Source organism: Spirilliplanes yamanashiensis (assembly GCF_016863475.1).
Taxonomy (GTDB): domain Bacteria; phylum Actinomycetota; class Actinomycetes; order Mycobacteriales; family Micromonosporaceae; genus Spirilliplanes; species Spirilliplanes yamanashiensis.
In genome coordinates this window covers 1-15,050 of record NZ_BOOY01000030.1, presented here as the reverse complement: position 1 = coordinate 15,050, position 15,050 = coordinate 1, and the positions used below count along the sequence as shown (strand labels likewise).

The window sequence follows — 15,050 nt, the reverse complement described above, 5'->3', positions numbered from 1 at the left end:
GATGACCGAGCGCCACCCTCGCCACACCGCGCCGGAGACCATCGACCCGGTGCTGCTCGCGGCGCTGCCGGGGCTGCGGGCCGCCGGGCGCGCCCGGCCGCTCACCGCCGGCACCCTCGCCGCGGCCCGGGCGCTGGGCGCCGCCGAGGTGCCCACGGTCGCCGACCTCGCCCGCGGCGGCCGCATCCGGGTCGAGGAGCACACCACCGCCTCCGGCGTGCCGCTGTACGTGCTCAGCCCGCCGGGCGGGCCCGCGCGCGCGGCCGTGCTGCACATCCACGGCGGCGGCATGGTGGCGGGCGCGGCCCGCGCCGACCTGACCCTGGCTTCCGACTGGGTCGAGCAGCTCGGCGTCACCGTCGTCTCCCCGGAGTACCGGCTGGCCCCCGAGCACCCGTTCCCGGCCGGCGCCGACGACTGCTTCGCCGCGCTGGGCTGGACGGCCGAGCGGCACGCCACCGTGGTGGTGGCGGGCGTCAGCGCCGGCGGCAACCTCGCCGCGGCGACCGCGCTGCTGGCCCGCGACCGGGGCGGGCCCGCCCTGGCCGGTCAGCTGCTCGTGTGCCCGATGCTCGACGACCGCACCGTGCCCGAGCCGGGGGAGCCGCCGGAGCTGCACAACACCTGGGACCGCTGGGACAACCTGTTCGGCTGGACGGCGCTGCTCGGCGACGCCCGCGGCACCGCCGGCGTGTCGCCGTACGCCGCGCCGGCCCGCGCCCGCGTCGACGGCCTGCCGCCCGCGTACCTCGACGTGGGCTCCGCCGACGTCTTCCTCGACGAGGACGTCGCCTACGCCCGGCGCCTGTGGGCCGCGGGGGTGGCCTGCGAGCTGCACGTGTGGGCGGGCGGCTTCCACGGCTTCGAGTTCGGCGTGCCGGACGCGCCGGTGTCGGTGGCGGCGCGGCGGGCCCGCACCGACTGGCTACGCCGGCTGCTCGACGCCCGGCAGGGTGAACCAGAACGTCGCGCCTGAGCCCTCCACGCCCTCGGCCCACATCCGGCCGCCGTGCCGCTCCACGATCCGGTGGGCCGTCGTCAGGCCGATGCCGGTGCCGGGGAACTCGGCCGCGCTGTGCAGCCGCGCGAACGGCCGGAACAGCTGGTCGGCCTTCCCGGCCGGGAACCCGGCGCCGTTGTCGCGCACGTAGAACGCGTCGCCGGACGCTCCGACGTGGACGGCCGGCGCGGTGGCGCGGCCGCTGTACTTGAACGCGTTGTTCACCAGGTTCTCCAGCACCACCCGCACCAGCGACTCGTCGCCGTCGGCCCGCAGCCCCGGCTGCACCGTGCAGGCCACCTGCCGCTCCGGGCTGCGCGCCGCCACCTCCTTGATCACCTGCCAGGTGGTGTCGGTGAGGTCGAACTCGCGCCGGTTCAGCGCGCCGCGCGACGCCCGCGCCAGGCGCAGCAGCGAGTCCACCAGGTCGCGCATCCGCTCGGACGCGACCGCGATCCGCTCCACGCCGTGCCGGACCGCCCCCTCCAGCGGCGGGTCGGTCTCCTCCAGCAGCTCCTCCACGAACCCCGCGATGATCTGCAGCGGGCCGCGCAGGTCGTGCGACACCGAGCCGCTGAACGCCTCCAGCTCGCGGTTGCGCCACTCCAGCTCCTCGACCAGCGCCGCGCGGGTCTCCGCCAACTCGCGCGCCGCCCGCTCCTGCGCCTCCGCCAGCTCGCGGCGCATCAGCTCGTCGCGGATCCGGCGGCCCTCGTCCTGCAGCTGCTTGCGGCGGATCTGCGCCCGCACGTGGGCGCGCAGGGTGTCCGCGGCGTCGGAGCGGCGCACGAAGTCGTCGGCGCCGGCCGCCAGGCAGGCCACCATCGCCGCCTCCGCGCCGCCCGTCATCACCAGTGGGATCTCGGCGATCTCCGGGGCCGCGCGCAGCCGCCGGCAGTGCCGCACCGCCGCGTCGACGTCGTCGGACGCCCCCAGCACGATGCAGTCCACGGTCTGCGCGCCCAGCAGCGCCAGGGCGTCCTCCACCGAGCCGGCCGGCACCACCTCGTAGCCGTCGTCGCGGGCCAGCTCCACGACGGCGCGCAGCCGCTCGGCGTCGGCGTCGACGGCCAGCACCTTGCGCGGGCCGTGCAGGCTGCCCGTCGTGACGTCGAACGGCGGCCCGGCGCTGCTGTGCCGCAGCATCGCCGTCAGCTTCGCCTTCACCACCGCCAGGTCCTGCTGCTTGCGCACGAACGCGTCCGCGCCCGCCTCCAGCATCTGCGGCTCGGTCGCGTAGTCCTCCGACGCGGTCAGCAGCAGGCACGGGGTGTCGCGCAGCGCCGCGTCCAGCCGGATCCGGCGGATCACCGTGGCGCCGTCGATGCCGGGCAGCACCCCGTCCACGATGACGGCCTGCGGGCGGCGGTCGGCGGCCAGCCGCAGCCCCTCCTCGCCGGTCTCGGCGGTCAGCACCGCGTAGCCGTCGGCGGTCAGCTCCTCGCGCAGCAGCTCGCGGAACGTGGCGCTGTCGTCGATGACCAGCACCGCCGCCGGGCCGCCCTCGGGGGCGCGCTCGCCGAGCAGCTGCCGGGTCCGCGCCACCAGGTACCCCACGTCGTACGGCTTGCCGACGTACTCGTCGGCCCCGGTGTGCAGGCCGCGCACCCGGTCCTGCACCTCCGCCTCCGACGACAGCAGCACCACGACGGTGTCGCGGCGGGCCGGGTCCTCGCGCAGCGTGCCGAGCAGGGCCACGCCGTCGTCGTCGGGCAGCAGCACGTCGAGCACCGCCACGTCGAACTGCTCGGTGGCGAACGCGGCCCGCGCCTGGGCGCCCGTGGCGGCGAGCACGGTGTCGAAGCCGTCGGACTCGAACGCCTCGTGCAGGTCCATCCGCACGGTCAGCGAGTCGTCCACGATGAGCACCCGGTGACTCACGGGCGCCTCGCCAGCCGGTGCGGCGCCAGGTCGGCCAGCCGGCGCGCCATCTGCTCCGGCGACAGCACGTGCGCCGCCGCGCCCAGCAGCGCGGCCTCCCGCGGCATCCCGTACACGATGCTGCTGGCCTCGTCCTGGGCGAACGTGACCGCGCCCGCGCGACGCAGCGCCAGCAGCCCGGCCGCGCCGTCGCGGCCCATGCCGGTCAGCAGGCAGCCGGCGGCGGTGGCCCCGGCCTCCCGCGCCACCGACTCGAACAGGTTGTCCACGGCGGGCCGGCAGGAGTGCCGCGGCGGGCCGTCGCCGAGGCGCAGCACCCCGTGCTCCACCGTCAGGTGCCGGTCGGGCGGCGCCAGCACCACCCGGCCGGTCGCCGCGGCAAGGCTCTGGCCGTCGCGGGCGTACGCGACGGGCCGGTCCAGGTTGCCGCCCAGCCAGTCGGAGAACGCCACCGCGAACGGCTCGCTGGCCGCGATGTGCTGCACCACCAGCACCGGCGTGTCCACCGAGGACGGCAGGGCGCGCAGCAGCTGCGTGATGGCGCCCGGCCCGCCGGTGGACGCGCCGACCGCGATGACCGACAGCGGCGACGACGGCTCCGGCAGCACCGCCGGCACGGGCAGGGTCTCGCGGCGGCGGCCGTCGAGCCGGGCCCGGGGGTGGGTGATGACGCGGATGCGCGACACCAGCCGCACCGCGTAGCAGAGCCGCTGGCCCCAGGTGGCGTCCGAGTCGTCGCCGTGCGGCTTCTCCAGCACGTCGACGGCGCCGGCGGCCAGAGCGTCGTAGGTGGTGAACAGCTCGTGCCGGTCCGCCGACGACACCACCAGGATCGGCGTCGGCGTCTCGGCCATGATGTGCTCGGTGGCGGCCAGGCCGTTCATGCCGGGCAGCATGATGTCCATCGTCACCACGTCGGGCCGCAGCCGGGCGCACGCCTCGACGGCGGACTGCCCGTCGACGGCCTCGCCGACCACCTCCAGGTCGGGGTCGCGCTCCAGCGACGCCCGCAGGTGGTGGCGCATGGTCAGCGAGTCCTCGACCACCAGCACCCGGATCACGCCGGCACCAGCTTCCGGATGTGGCGCAACAGCTCCTCCTGGTCGAACTCGCCCTTCACCACGTACGCCCCGGCGCCCGCGTCCAGGCCCCGCTGCCGGTCCGCCGCCGAGGAGCGGGAGCTGACGAGGATCGCCGGCACGTCGGCCAGCTCCGGGTCGGCGCGGGTCTGCTCGACGAACTGGAAGCCGCTCATGCCCGGCATGTCGATGTCGCTGAGGAACAGCGCGTACCGGCGCCGGCGCGCCTTGTCGAGGGCCTCCTCGGCGCTGGCGGCGAGGTCCACCTCGTAGCCGGCGGACTCCAGGATGCTGCGCTCCAGCATGCGGGTGGTCAGCGAGTCGTCGACGACGAGGATCGGCAGGTGCTGCGCCGGTTCGGCGGACGGGGCGGCCGGGGCCGGGCCGAGGGCGGCCTGCAGCAACCCGCGCGGGTCCAGCACCGGGCGCGGGTTGCCCTCGACGTCGAGGCTGAGCCCGCCGACGACCGGGTCGGCGGGGGCCAGCTCGGGCAGCGGCCGCACCACCATCGTGCTGGTGCCGAGCAGCCGGTCCACGCCGACGGCGACCCGGCCGGTCTCGGCGGCCATGACGACCACGACCGCGCGGCCCGGGTCCGGCGGCCCGGCGTCGGTCAGCACCCGCGACAGCGGCAGGTACGGCAGCGCCTCGCCCTCGTGCGCCAGCCGCCCGGCGGCCAGCACCGCGGCGGCCTGCGCGGCGTCGAGGCGCAGGCAGGAGCGCACCTGGTCCAGCGGCACGGTGGCGACCGACCCGCCGGCCTCGACGACGAGGCCGTGCAGCGACACCAGGGTCAGCGGCACGGCGAGCTCGACGACGCTGCCGGCGCCCGGGGTGGTGCGCACGGCCACGCTGCCGCCGACCTGCTCGGCCATGTCGCGCACCACGTCCAGGCCGATGCCGCGCCCGGCGACCTCGGTGAGGCCCTCGGCGGTGCTGATCCCGCCGCGCAGCACGAGCTGCACCAGCTCCTCGCCGGTGGGCACCGCGTCGGGGGCGAGCTGGCCGCGGGCGACGGCGGCGCGCCGCACCCCGTCCAGGTCGAAGCCGCGGCCGTCGTCGGTGACCGTGAACACGGCGAAGCGTTCGCGCCGCGCCACCTGCACGGCGATGCTGCCCTCGGCGGGCTTGCCGGCGGCGGCGCGGCCGGCCTCGCCCTCGATGCCGTGGGCGACCGCGTTGCGCACCACGTGCAGCAGCGCGCTGCTGGCCTGCGCGAGCATCTGCGGGTCGATGCGCAGGTCGCCGCCGCCCGCGGTGAACGTGACCCGCTTGCCCTGGGCGCGCGCCGCGTCGCGCACCGCCCGGTGCAGGCCGGTGAAGATGCTGGCGGCGGCCACCAGGCGCAGCCGCTCGGCGCGGCCGCGCACGTCGTCGAGCTCGCGCTCGACCTGCTCGACGGAGTCGGTCATCCGGCGGCCCAGCACGGCCAGCTCACCGGCGAGCTTGACGGCGGCGGCGCGCACCGCCTCGCTGCCGCGCACCCCGGCGGTGCGCGCGGGGCCGCTGCGGATCAGCTCGGCGTCGCCGCGCAGCTGGTCGGCGAGGGAGTCGGCGGCGCGGCGCAGCCGGTGCAGGGTGGCGGCCTGGGCGTGCAGGGGCGCGAACCGGGCGTGCGCCTCGCCGACGGCGTCGAGCAGCTCGTCGACGTCGGACCCGGCGCCCCGGCCCGCCGCCGGGTCGCCGACCGGATCCGGCGCCGTCTCCCGGGCCGGGTCCGGGCCGGGATGGGCGGACACGGGCGCCGCGACGGTGGCGACGACGGGGGCGGTGCGGACGGCGGTCGCGGTCCCGCCCCACGTCCCCGGCGGCGGGGCGGGCGGCGGCGCGGAGGGCGCGGAGGGCGGGGCGGGCGGCCGGGCCGGTGGTGCGGCGGGTGGCGCGGCGGGCGGCGGACCGGCGGGCGCCTCCAGCGCGGCGACGCCGGCGGCGATCGCGTCGGTCAGGTCGAGCATGCGGCCCGCGTCGGCGGCCGGCAGCGGCCCGCCCGTCTCGCGGTGCTCGACCAGCACGTCCTCCAGGGCGTGCGCCTGCTCGGCGAGCGCCGGCTGGCGCACCACCCGGGCGGCGCCCTTGAGGGTGTGCGCCAGCCGCAGCATCCGGCCCACGACGTCCGGGTCGGGCCCGCGCTCCAGGTCGAGGGCGGCCTGGCTGAGCCCGTCGGCCAGCTCCCGCGCCTCGATCCGGAAGTAACGCAGCGGGTCGGACGTCACTTCTGGCCCGGCCCGGTGCCGACGAGGTCGAGCAGGTCGCTGGACAGGCCGCTGAGGTGGGCGGCGGTCTGCCGCGTCTGGGTGGCGCTGGCCTCGGTCTCCCGGGTGACCCGGGCGGTGTCGGCTGCGGCGACGTTGACCTGCTCGACGGCGGTGGTCTGCTGCTTGGTGGACAGCTCGATCTCGCGGGTGGCGTCGTTGGTGGTGGCGACGAGCTGGCCGATGCGCCCGAACGCGCTGGTGGCCTCGTCGAAGGTGCGGCTGCCCGCGTCGACGGCCTTGACGCCGATCTCCGTGGCCATGACGGTGGTGTTCACCGCGCCGCGCACGTCGTCGATGAGCGCCCGGATCTCCTTCGCCGAGCCGGCCGTGCGGTCGGCCAGCTTGCGGATCTCCTCGGCGACCACCGCGAACCGCCGGCCCCACTCGCCGGCGCCGCTGGCCTCGATGGTGGCGTTGATGGCCAGGATGTTGGTCTGCTCGGCCAGCTCCGACACCAGGTCGGCGACGCCGCCGATCTGCTGCGACTTCTCGCCCAGCGCCAGCATGTGGGTGACGATCTGGTCCACCTGGGTGCGGATGGCGGTGATCGACTCGCGGGTCTGCTCGATGGTGGCGTCGCCGGTGCGGGCGGCCTCGGCGGTCTCCTCGGCGATCCGGGAGACCCGGTGGGCGCTCTCGGCGATCTGCCGCGACGTGATGAGCAGCTCGCTGATCGTCGTGGTGATCTCGTTCATGGCGCTGGCCTGGTCGCGGCCGCCCGACGCCTGCTGCGCGGCCGCCGCCTCCAGCTGCGCCGACGAGCTCTGGATGTGCCCGACGGCGCTGCCGACCTCGCGGCGCAGGCTGCGGCTGAGCCGGACCGCCACGACGATCGCCGAGACGATCGCCAGCAGGCCCAGGCCGATGACCACGCCGACCGCACGCGAGGCCCGGGCCGAGGAGTCCGCCCGGGCGGCGACGGCGTCCTGCCGCAGCACCTCGGTCAGCGCGTCGATCCGGCTGTCCATGGTGTCGCGCAGCGGCGCCAGCTGCTGGTCGAACGCCCGCGCCACCGCCGCCTGCTGCTCGCCGGTGCGGCGCGACGCCATGAGCTGGCGCAGCACCGCGTCGTGCGCCGCCTCGGCCTGGGCGACCTGGTCGACCCGGGGCAGCTCGGGGGAGTCGGCCAGCCGGTCGCGCAGCGTCGCGGTCAGCTCGACGAACCGGGCCCGCGCCACGTCGGTCTCCCGCGCGTACTCCTCCTCGCCGGTCAGCAGGAATCCCCGGCTCGCGGCGATCTTGTCGCTGGCCGCGGTGTGCAGCCGCTCGGCGTTGACCAGGCCGCTCACCGCGGTGTCGATCACCCGGTCCTTGGCGTCGCGCACGACGATCAGCGCCGCCACCGCCGCCGCGCCCATGAGCAGGGTCAGCACGATGCTGATCGCCAGGCCGCCGCCCAGCTTGCGCCCGTAGGTCCGCCTAGCCATCCGCGTCACCGCTTTCCTTCGTGGGTTTCGAGCCGGTCAGCGCCAGCACCGTGGCGCGCACCGCCGGCAGGTCGACGATCGGGCGGGTCCCGCCGGGCAGGGCGACCATGCCGCGCAGGGCCCGCCGCCCGCCGCGGGTGTCCGGCTCGGCGACCAGGTCGCCCGGCCGGGCCCGCACGTGGCCGTCCAGCTCGGCGAACGCCACGGCCAGGGCGGGCGTCCCGGCGGCCAGCACCAGCCAGCGCGGGCTCGGGTCGGCCGGCCGGCCGAGCAGGGCGCCCAGGTCGTAGACGGGCACGATCGCCCCGCTGAACGCGGCGACGCCGAGCAGGGCGCCGACCGGGCCGGGCAGGGAGGTGATCGGCCGCTCCGCGTACAGGCCCTGGGCCTGGCGCAGCCGCAGGGCGTAGCGTTCGCCGCCGGCCCGCAGCGCCAGCAGCTCCTCGGCCGGGGCCGCGGCGCTGCGCGGCGGGACGGCGAAGTCGGCGTCGAAGCGCCGTCGCAGGTCGGCGGTCAGGGCCCGCACGTCGGTGGTCACCGGGCGCTCCCGCACTGGTCCAGCTCGGTGCGGCACAGCGTGCTCAGCGCGAGCCGGCCGAACCCGCCGCCGAACACCAGGATCCGCTCGTCGGTCTCGTGGCGCAGCAGCGTGCGGGCGTTCTCCAGCTCGGTGCGGGCGACGGCGTCGTCGCCCCGGCGGCGGGCCAGCAGGCCGAGCCGCAGCCGCGGCATGGCGAACGCCGGGTCCAGGTACGCGGCCAGCCGGTACTGCGCCACGGCCGCGTCCGGGGTGCCGTGCGCCTCCAGGCACACCCCGAGCAGGTGGTGGGCGTCGGGGCTGAGCCCGTCGGCGTCGAGGATCTCCCGGCAGCGCCGTTCCGCCTCGTCGAGCCGGCCGGTCAGCGCGAGCACGACGGCGTGCAACAGCTCGTCGCCGGGCCCGGCCTCGTCCGCCAGCAGCTGCTGGGCGTCGCCGAACCGTTCGTCGCGCAGCAGGTCGAGCACCCGCTCGCGGACCCCGCGGCCCGGCGGCGGGGGCGGCGCCGCGATCTCCCGCGGCTGCGGCGGCGCGGGCGGCGCGCCGTCGTCGCCCCGGACGCGCCGGTAGTGCGTGCTGGCGTTGCGGTGCCGCGGCTGCAGGCCCGGCGGCCGGCTGCCGAGCGTGTCGGTGTGGCCGAGGAACAGCCCGCCGCCGGGCGCCAGCGCGTCCGTCATCCGCCGCACCAGCCGGCCGGCCGCCTCCGGCGTCAGGTACATGAGCAGGTTGCGGCAGAAGATCGCGTCGTAGCGGCCCGCGCCGAACAGCGCCGGGTCGTCGGCGACCACGTTGTACGCCTGGAACCGCACGTCCGCCCGGATCCGGTCGTCGACCTCGAACAGCCCGTCGCGCGGCCGGAACCAGCGCCGCCGCACGTCGGCGGGCGTCTCGCGCAGCGCCCACGACGAGTACCGGGCGGCGGCGGCGCGGCGCAGCATGGCCGGGTTGGCGTCGACGCCCAGCACGGAGATGTGCCAGCCCGGACCGGGCGCGACCCCGCGGGCCACGATCGCGAGCGTGTACGGCTCCTCGCCGGACGAGCACCCGACCGACAGCATCCGCAGCTCCTCCTGCCCGGCCGCGGCGCGCAGGCGGATCCGCTCGGCCAGCACGTCGGTGGCGAGGGCGTCGAACTGCTCGGCGTGCCGGAAGAAGTAGGTCTCGGTGATGGTGAGTTCCTCGGCGAGCGTGTCGAGCTCGCCGGCCGGCTCGCCGGTGCCGAGCAGGCGCAGGTAGTCCCGCTGGTGCAGGCCGTGGTGGGCGGCCCGGCGGCGCAGCACGCGGGCGAGCTGGTCGTCGTCGGTGTCCGCGTTCGACCAGCCGAACCGGTCGACGAGCACGCTGCGGAACCGGGTCAGGGCGGCGGCCTCGGCCGCGGCGGCGGTCACGGCGCGCCCCCGGCCTCGGCCGGCGGGCCGCCGCCGTGATCGGCGTCGGTGTCCTGCACCGCCGACCACACCTCGTCGGGGACCATGCCGAGGCCGCGCAGCAGGAACAGCGGCTCGCCGGCCAGGGTGCCGATCGCCTCGACGAGCCGGCCGGGCGCGGGCCCGAGCAGGGCGGTGTTCTGCTGGACGGCCTCGCCGGTGTCGTCGTCGGTGAGGTGCCGGCGCACCCCGAGCACGGGCCCGGTGGCGAGCGCGACCAGGCCGCGCCCGGTGCGTGCGGCGACGAACCGGGTGGGCTCGGCGGTCTCGCCGGCCAGCAGGCGCGCCACGTCGACCACGGGGGCGGGCCGCCCGCGCAGGATCGTCAGGCCCAGCACGTACGGGGCGGTGCCCGCCAGCGGCCGGGTGGGCAGGGGCCGCATGGCCTCGGCGACGTCGGCCAGGCGCAGCGCGGCGAGCAGACCGCCGGCACGGAACACCAGGCAGGCGTCGCCGTGGGTCGCCGGACCCGCCGGCGCAGCAAATTGTCCGACCTGGGTCATTAGCCCAGATTAGCGAGAGTTCTTCGCCTGTTTCACGTTTCCGCGTGCTTCACAGCAGCCCCGCCAGCTTGTACAGCACCAGCGACCCCGCCACCGCCACGTTCAGGCTGTGCCCGGTGCCGACCATGGGGATCTCCACCAGCTCGTCCAGGTGCTCCAGCGCCTCCGGCGGCAGCCCGGTCCGCTCGTGGCCCAGCACCACCACGGTGCGGCGGCGCGCCGCGGGCAGGTCGCCCAGCCGGACCGCCTCGTCGGCCAGCTCGACGCCCACGACCCGGGCCCCGGCGGCCCGCTCGGCGGCGAGCCAGCGCTGCGGCCCGGCCACCCGGTGCACGCAGCTCGGCCGGCGCAGCGTGTTGCCGCGCTCGACGGCCCGGTCCGCCCACGGGCGGCGCGGCACCGCCAGGCACGCCCCGACCGCGTCGCAGGTGCGCAGCAGCGTGCCGAGGTTGGCGTCGTACAGGGGCCACAGCGGGGCGGCGATCAGGTGGCCCCAGCAGCGGTGGGCGGCCGGGCGGCGCTGCGCGCGCAGGTCCCGGCGGCTGCGGACGTGCGGGTTCATGCTCGGGCGTGCTTCGCGGCGCACGCGGGCCATCGACGGCGTCCCGGCGGCGGTCCCCGGGGCCCCGACGGTAGGCCGCCCGGGCTTGCCGCCGCGACCGGATTACCGGCGCCGCTCCCGCGCGTCGACCGGCCGGGCCGGCGGCCGGTGCTCCCGCGCGGACGAGAACCAGGGGCCGGTGTTGGGCGGCTCGGCGGCGAGCCGCTCCGGCGTCCGCCCGCCCCGCCCGGCCCCGAACCCACCCGCCGGCAGCGCACCGTGCCCACCGCGGTGCCCGCCGGTATCCGGGCCGGTGGGCGGGCCGGTGGGCGGCGCCGCCGCGGCCGGCTCGGCCCGCGGGCCCGGCACCGCGCCGCCGGGGGAGGGCTCCGCCGGGGCGACCGGCAGGCGGTGGGTCACCGGCTCGTCGCCGGCGGCCGGGCGGCGCTGCCCCGGCGGCGCGGGGGCCGCCGCGGCCGGGGCCGCCGCCGCCAGGCGCTGCAGGAAGTCGGGCTCCGACGCGGGCCCGTGGGTCCAGTGCTGCTTGACCGCGGGCCCATCGGCGCCCGTGGGCGCGGCCGGCCGGTCCGGGGCCGCCGCGGCCGGCCACAGCCGGGGCCGGCGGCGGCCCGCCAGGTCCTCGATCCAGCCGAACGCCACGACGGCGACCGCGGTCAGCAGCAGCGCCCCCGCCAGCGTCGCCGGGGCGTCGAGCGGCCCGAGGTCGTCGAGGGCCAGCCAGCCGAGCAGCGCGATCGTGGCGAAGATCGCCGGGCTGTGCCACAGGTAGACGGTGACGGCGCGGGCGTTGAGCAGCCGCACCGCGGCCGCCAGGCCCCGCACCCGGTCGAGCCAGCCCATCGGCGGCTCCCACCACAGGGCGAGCAGCACGAACGCGAACGCCCACAGCGCCTGCGCGATCGGCACGTCGCCGAGGTCGCTGCGGTACTCCTCGGGGTGGGCGCGCAGGTACAGCATGGCGGCGGCGCCGAGGGCGAGCGTGACGGGCGCGACGACCCACGCCCGCAGGCGCTGCAGCCGGCCGTCGTGGTGGGCGAAGCCGGCGATCCAGCAGGAGCCGTACGTGGCCAGGTCCCACGCGATGGCGTCGCCGTTGCCGTAGAACTCGAAGCCGGTGACGTGCAGGGCGAGCAGCGCGGCGAACGGCGCGGCGACGGCCGCCCAGGCGGCGCGCCGGTACGCCCACCACAGCAGCGGCGACAGCAGCACGAACCACAGGTACGCCCGCAGGTACCACAGCGGCCCCCACAGGTCGCCGCCCCACTCGCTGCCGGGCGGGTCGCCGACGGGCACGATCCAGTACGCCAGCCGGTGCAGCCCCATCTTCTCGTCGTCCCAGCCGGCCAGGTACATGGCGGGCACGGCGACGGCGGCCAGCGCCCACAGGGGCGGGACGAGCCGGCGGATGCGCGAGACCACGACGTGGGCGGCGTCGCGCCGCTCCAGCGACGCGGCGGTCAGCGACCCGGCGAGCGCGAACATGACGCCCATCGCGGGCAGCGCGATCGTCAGCCAGGGCCAGGCGACGGCGTGGTAGACGACGACGCGCAGGATGGCCGCGGCCCTCAGGAGGTCGATGTAGCGGTTGCGCACCGCGAAAACCTAGCGACCGGCCCGGCAAAACGGCCATAACTCATTCCGACGATAAGTCAGACCGATCGGGGCGCACGGGACGCCTCGATCGACCGACCCCGATCGGGTGCCCGCAGAGGTTCAGCAGCCCGGTGAGGTCGTCCACGGCGTCGGCGGGCCGGTACGGGTCGGCGTCCACCCGGTAGGCGCCCGCGCCGGGGTAGGCGGCGTTGGTGACCAGCACGGGCCGCATCCCGGCCGCCCGCGCCCCGGCCAGCTCGCCGCCGCCGCCGTCGCCCACGTACCAGCACGCTTCCGCCGGCACGCCCAGCCCGGCGGCGGCCGCCGCGTAGAGCCGCGGGTCGGGTTTGCGGCAGCCGGACCGCCAGCTGAACACGGGCACGTCGATCCGGGCCGCGTACGGGGTGCCCGCCCAGCTCTCCACCAGCTCGGAGGCGCAGTCGCTGATCAGGGCGGTCCGCCAGCCGCGCCCGCGCAGCTCGTCCAGCACGGCGAGGGCCTCGGGGCGGGGCGGGCGCAGGTCGGCGGCCCGGGCCCGGTGCACGGTCAGGGCGGCGTCGAGGGTGTCGTCGCCGACGGTGGCGCCGCACCGGGCGGCCATGGCGCGCAGGGTGTCGCGGGTGCCGCCGTAGCGGCCGACGATCCGGTCGCGGAACGTGCCCGACATGGCGGCCCAGAAGTCGTCGGCGGGCACCCCGAGCGCCGCGGCCGTGGCGGCGAACGCCGCCCGCCGCCCGCCCTCGGCCGCCGGGTCGGTCAGGGTGCAGTAGAAGTCGAGAACGATCGCGCGCACCCGGGCGATCATGACAGAACGGCCCGGCGCGCAGGCGCCGGGCCGTTCGTGGTCGGACGGGCGTCAGCCCTTGACGGAGCCGGCCGTCAGGCCGCGGACGAAGTAGCGCTGCAGCGACACGAACACCAGCAGCGGCACCACCATGCTGAGGAACGCGCCGGCGGTCAGCAGCTGCCAGCCCTGGCCCTGGGAGCCGACGAGCGACGCCACGTTGACGGTGACGACGGCGTTGTCGCCGGTGCCGAGGAAGACCAGCGCGATGAGCAGGTCGTTCCACACCCAGAGGAACTGGAAGATGGCGAACGAGGCCAGCGCCGGCACCGACATCGGCACGATGAGCCGCCAGAACGTCGCGAAGTGGTTCGCGCCGTCCACCTTCGCGGACTCGATGATGCCCCGCGGCAGCGTCGCCATGTAGTTGCGCAGGATGTAGATGGCCAGCGGCATGCCGAAGCCGGCGTGGGCGAGCCAGACGGACAGGAACGTGCCGTTGAGCCCGAGGTCGCTGTAGATGCGCAGCAGCGGCACGAGCGCCACCTGGTTCGGCACCACGAGCAGGCCGACGATGACGACGAACAGCACGTCGCGGCCGCGGAACTCCATGAACGTGAACGCGTACGCCGCGAACGCCGCGATCATGATCGGGATGATGGTGGCCGGGACGCTCACCACGAAGCTGTTGAGGAACGCGCGGCCCATGCCGCCCTCGGTCCAGACCTCGGAGTAGTTCGCGATCGTCCACTGGGTCAGGTCGAACGGCGACGCCAGCGCCGTCCACCAGCCGGAGGTCAGGGCGTCCTCCGGGCCGCGGAACGACGTCACCAGCAGGCCGACCGTCGGCACGATCCACACGAAGCACAGGATCCCGACGACGATGCGGGCGAACCAGCTCGGCCGGTGGATCTTGTCGCCGTGCCCGCCGGTGAGCTTGGTGGCCTTGGTCTGGGTGTGCGCCGGCGCGGCGACCGGTGGCGGCGTGTTGCTCGTGGTGGTCATCGCGCTGCCTCCTGCACCCGGAACTGCCGCACCTGGTAGATCATCACCGGGGTCACGGCGATCATCAGCATCACGACGATCGCGGACGCCCAGCCGTAGTTGCCGTTACGGAACAGCTCGTTGAAGAACCGGACCGCGACGACGTCGGTGGTGAAGTTGCCGTTGGTCATGACGTACACGACGTCGAAGATCTTCATGACCGCGATGAGCACGGTGATGAAGACGGTGATCACGGTCGGCCAGATCTGCGGGACGACGACCCGGAAGAACACCTGGGGCTCGCTGGCCCCGTCGATGCGGGCCGCCTCCAGGGTCTCGTCGGGCACGCTCTTGACGGCCGCCGACAGCAGCACCATCGCGAAGCCGACCTGCGCCCACACCAGCACCACCATGAGCAGGAAGCTGTTCATCCGCGCCTGGTCCTGCTGCAGCCACGCCACCGGCGCGCCGCCGAGCGCGGTGACGATGCCGTTCATCAGGCCGATCTGCGGCTGGCCCTCGGGCCGCGCCTCGTAGATGAACCGCCAGATGGCCGCCTGCGCCACACCGCTGATCGCCATCGGCAGGAAGATGATCGACTTGCTGAACTTCTCGAACGTCGGCCGCAGCTTGTCGGTGAGCACCGCGACGGCCAGGCCGAGGATCACCGTCAGCGTGGGCACGATGATGATCCACAGCAGCGTGTTGAACAGCGTCGCCCGGAAGTCGCTGGAGCTGAGCAGGTCGGTGTAGTTGCTCAGGCCGACCCAGGCCGTGCTCGTGGAGTTGGCGAAGCTGAGGATGATCGTGCGGATCGCCGGATAGATGAGGAAGACGCCGATGGCCAGCACCGCGGGGCCGACGAAGACGTACGGCTTGATCCGCTCCTCCCACTTCTGCGGCAGCCGCTCGGCGATCTTGTTGAGCGCGTAGTAGAGCAGCAGGGCGCCCCCGACCCCGCCGACGATCGCCATCAAGGCGTTCAAAACTCTGATCACTGACCTGTTCCCTTCCGCC

General features: G+C 76.1%; 13 protein-coding genes. 1 reads left to right on the top strand and 12 read right to left on the bottom strand.

Going from position 1 to position 15,050, the window contains the following annotated elements:
* Position 1: 1 nt before the first annotated feature.
* The gene (locus Sya03_RS20980) at positions 2 to 976 is read left to right on the top strand and encodes an alpha/beta hydrolase (RefSeq protein WP_203940071.1); all 975 of its coding nucleotides are present in this window, start codon (positions 2 to 4) and stop codon (positions 974 to 976) included.
* Here the strand turns inward: Sya03_RS20980 and Sya03_RS20975 are convergent.
* The 12 genes from Sya03_RS20975 to Sya03_RS20920 all read right to left on the bottom strand — a co-directional run bounded on the left by Sya03_RS20975 (position 926) and on the right by Sya03_RS20920 (position 15,031).
* The gene (locus Sya03_RS20975) at positions 926 to 2,881 is read right to left on the bottom strand and encodes a response regulator (protein ID WP_203940070.1); all 1,956 of its coding nucleotides are present in this window, start codon (positions 2,879 to 2,881) and stop codon (positions 926 to 928) included. The two genes, Sya03_RS20980 and Sya03_RS20975, sit on opposite strands and share 51 nt — an antisense overlap.
* Positions 2,878 to 3,942, bottom strand: a complete 1,065-nt coding sequence (cheB, locus tag Sya03_RS20970) for a chemotaxis-specific protein-glutamate methyltransferase CheB (RefSeq protein ID WP_203940069.1) — start codon at positions 3,940 to 3,942, stop codon at positions 2,878 to 2,880. Before cheB ends, Sya03_RS20975 begins: the two co-directional genes overlap by 4 nt.
* Positions 3,939 to 6,173: a hybrid sensor histidine kinase/response regulator gene (locus Sya03_RS20965; protein WP_203940068.1), complete on the bottom strand. Its 2,235-nt coding sequence runs from the start codon at positions 6,171 to 6,173 to the stop codon at positions 3,939 to 3,941. Before Sya03_RS20965 ends, cheB begins: the two co-directional genes overlap by 4 nt.
* Positions 6,170 to 7,642 (bottom strand): methyl-accepting chemotaxis protein, encoded by a 1,473-nt coding sequence (locus Sya03_RS20960; RefSeq protein ID WP_203940067.1) that lies wholly within the window; start codon positions 7,640 to 7,642, stop codon positions 6,170 to 6,172. Before Sya03_RS20960 ends, Sya03_RS20965 begins: the two co-directional genes overlap by 4 nt.
* A complete protein-coding gene (locus Sya03_RS20955) occupies positions 7,635 to 8,180 on the bottom strand; it encodes a chemotaxis protein CheW (RefSeq protein ID WP_203940066.1) in 546 nt (181 codons plus the stop codon). Before Sya03_RS20955 ends, Sya03_RS20960 begins: the two co-directional genes overlap by 8 nt.
* Positions 8,177 to 9,568 carry a CheR family methyltransferase gene (locus Sya03_RS20950; RefSeq protein ID WP_203940065.1) on the bottom strand — a complete coding sequence of 464 codons (1,392 nt, stop codon included), beginning with the start codon at positions 9,566 to 9,568 and terminating at the stop codon, positions 8,177 to 8,179. Before Sya03_RS20950 ends, Sya03_RS20955 begins: the two co-directional genes overlap by 4 nt.
* On the bottom strand, positions 9,565 to 10,110 hold the full coding sequence (locus Sya03_RS20945) for a chemotaxis protein CheW (protein WP_203940064.1): 546 nt from the start codon (positions 10,108 to 10,110) through the stop codon (positions 9,565 to 9,567). Before Sya03_RS20945 ends, Sya03_RS20950 begins: the two co-directional genes overlap by 4 nt.
* 49 nt (positions 10,111 to 10,159) lie before the next feature.
* Positions 10,160 to 10,672: a TrmH family RNA methyltransferase gene (locus Sya03_RS20940; protein ID WP_203940063.1), complete on the bottom strand. Its 513-nt coding sequence runs from the start codon at positions 10,670 to 10,672 to the stop codon at positions 10,160 to 10,162.
* A gap of 102 nt (positions 10,673 to 10,774) precedes the next feature.
* Positions 10,775 to 12,265, bottom strand: coding sequence for an acyltransferase family protein (locus tag Sya03_RS20935; protein ID WP_203940062.1), 1,491 nt, complete (start codon positions 12,263 to 12,265; stop codon positions 10,775 to 10,777).
* A gap of 40 nt (positions 12,266 to 12,305) precedes the next feature.
* Entirely contained in the window at positions 12,306 to 13,058 is a 753-nt protein-coding gene (locus Sya03_RS20930) for an HAD family hydrolase (RefSeq protein WP_203940061.1), read from the bottom strand.
* A 63-nt stretch (positions 13,059 to 13,121) separates the two neighbouring features.
* Positions 13,122 to 14,054: a carbohydrate ABC transporter permease gene (locus Sya03_RS20925; protein WP_203940060.1), complete on the bottom strand. Its 933-nt coding sequence runs from the start codon at positions 14,052 to 14,054 to the stop codon at positions 13,122 to 13,124.
* Positions 14,051 to 15,031 (bottom strand): carbohydrate ABC transporter permease, encoded by a 981-nt coding sequence (locus Sya03_RS20920; RefSeq protein WP_203940059.1) that lies wholly within the window; start codon positions 15,029 to 15,031, stop codon positions 14,051 to 14,053. The genes Sya03_RS20925 and Sya03_RS20920 overlap by 4 nt, the downstream gene beginning before the upstream one ends.
* Positions 15,032 to 15,050: the final 19 nt, after the last annotated feature.

Coding starts and splice junctions, on each gene's coding strand:
- Sya03_RS20960 (WP_203940067.1), bottom strand. CDS start 7,642: ATGGCTAGGCGGACCTACGGGCGCAAGCTGGGCGGCGGCCTGGCGATC.
- Sya03_RS20945 (WP_203940064.1), bottom strand. CDS start 10,110: ATGACCCAGGTCGGACAATTTGCTGCGCCGGCGGGTCCGGCGACCCAC.
- Sya03_RS20980 (WP_203940071.1), top strand. CDS start 2: ATGACCGAGCGCCACCCTCGCCACACCGCGCCGGAGACCATCGACCCG.
- Sya03_RS20940 (WP_203940063.1), bottom strand. CDS start 10,672: ATGAACCCGCACGTCCGCAGCCGCCGGGACCTGCGCGCGCAGCGCCGC.
- Sya03_RS20925 (WP_203940060.1), bottom strand. CDS start 14,054: ATGACCACCACGAGCAACACGCCGCCACCGGTCGCCGCGCCGGCGCAC.